A 1,748-nucleotide genomic window follows, 5' to 3' on the forward strand; every position below is an offset into this window, starting at 1 on the left:
TCGCTCAACCAGAAAAGATCAGACATGTCACCGCTCTGTTTTCGGACGGTGAATCATGACGCCTCAATGAAATCAATGGGTCCTGACCCTAAGAGAATGTGTGCCGCCTCCCATGTTCACCACAAGCGGCACACTGTCGTTGAACGCAGATTCGACAAATCCTCCTCCTGGAGAACCATTCGGAGTTTTTCTTTGCTGCGGCCCACCGTGAACGCTCGCGACAACATTTCCGTTTGAATCCACAACTTGCACCCCCGCATGCCCATAATTTCCGGGTAAGTCTGTTGTGATAACTTCGATAGAAAAGTCGCCCATTTTTATTTTACCTTTGAGATATTAAGAGGAGTTATGGGCAAATCTGACGCGCCATCCACCCTTGCACTGGAAAAAAATCGCAATTTTGTTCGTTATGGTCTGAAAATGTTATGTCAACAAAGTCTGGCGGTACACCCCATGCATACACTTCTACAGAATCCGAAGTTAAGACTTTTGAAAAGTCAGCGGACTTCCAAATACTTTCGATGAATGCATCTTTGCCGCTAAGAACTGCAGTCTCAGAGATAATTTCCAAAATTTCTACAAATTTGGCTTCTTGTTGTTCGATGCTGATGTCAGATTGGGGCCAACGAGCAATCGGCGCAAATATCCTGCCGAATCTGTCCCCTTCTTCTGAATACAAAATGAAAATTTGCGTTTCTGGTTCATCGACAAGAATCTGTAGCATGCAACCTTGAGAAAAACGAGTTTTCAATGCTAGCTCTAGCCTATCGAAAGCCGTTTTATCTTGAGTGCGTGTGGACGCGTAGCCTCGCAGTATTTTGTCGGTGAGTTGTATGGTGATTGGTTCATGATAGGTTTGTATGCCTGAAAGATCATCTCTAATTATGTCTGCCTGTATCGTACACCGGGTTTCTTGAAGCGCGTGGCTAGGTGTGCCCAACAGTAAGAAAAGTAGAAAAGACAGGTGCTTCACGGTAAAACTCATGATCCTATTTGTCTCATCAGGATTTATCTGAAACGGTCGGTTTTGTCACGCCCCATCTCCTTGGGTATTCAAACCAAACGCTACCCCACCCCCGGCACCCGTTGCAACGTGCGATACACGGTTGGCCGTGAGACGGAGAACACCTCGGCCAGGTCGCTGACGGAATAGTCGCCAGTGTCGTAAATCCGGCGCAGCTCGCGGGACTGGCGGTCGGAGAGTTTCGGTTGCTTGCCGCGCAGCTTTCCTTTGGCACGAGCGATGGCCATGCCTTCGCGGGTGCGCATGCGGATGAGGTCAGATTCAAACTCTGCAAACGTGGCGAGGACGTTGAAGAACATCTTGCCCATGGGATCGCTTGGGTCATAGACCGACGCACCCAAAGCCAGGTTGACGCCGCGCGCCTTCAGCTTATCCGCGATATCCCGGGCATCAGGTACCGAGCGCGCCAGCCGGTCAAGTTTTGGCACGACGAGGGTGTCCCCTTCACGCACGGCGGCGAGGGCCTGATCCAGCCCGGGGCGGGCGCGGTTGGTGCCGGTCAGCCCGTGGTCTGTGTAGATTCGGTCCGGCGCAACGCCGAGATTTTCGAGCGCCTGCTTCTGCGCCGACAGATCCTGCCGGTCGGTCGGTCGAGCAGCGCGCGTATCCGACTTTTTTTGAAACTCATACCGCTATTGTACGGATAAGGGGCCTCTTTTGCAAATTTAATCGTACCATTTTTATGATACACTAGGGTCAGGACTCATAGCCAATAAATGACGAT

General features: G+C 50.8%; 2 protein-coding genes. Both read right to left on the reverse strand.

The features are described from left to right. Positions 1-346 precede the first annotated feature (346 nt). Positions 347-985 carry a hypothetical protein gene (locus BM353_RS16775; RefSeq protein WP_143104207.1) on the reverse strand — a complete coding sequence of 213 codons (639 nt, stop codon included), beginning with the start codon at positions 983-985 and terminating at the stop codon, positions 347-349. Between the two features lie 80 nt (positions 986-1,065). Continuing rightward, a complete protein-coding gene (locus BM353_RS16485; RefSeq protein ID WP_092082822.1) occupies positions 1,066-1,596 on the reverse strand; it encodes a recombinase family protein in 531 nt (176 codons plus the stop codon). Between the last annotated feature and the right edge of the window lie 152 nt (positions 1,597-1,748).

This window comes from Poseidonocella sedimentorum (assembly GCF_900116005.1).
GTDB classification, from domain to species: domain Bacteria; phylum Pseudomonadota; class Alphaproteobacteria; order Rhodobacterales; family Rhodobacteraceae; genus Poseidonocella; species Poseidonocella sedimentorum.

What these genes read in the sequence shown, in the direction of transcription:
- BM353_RS16775 (WP_143104207.1), bottom strand. Translation starts at nt 985, where the DNA reads ATGAGTTTTACCGTGAAGCACCTGTCTTTTCTACTTTTCTTACTGTTG.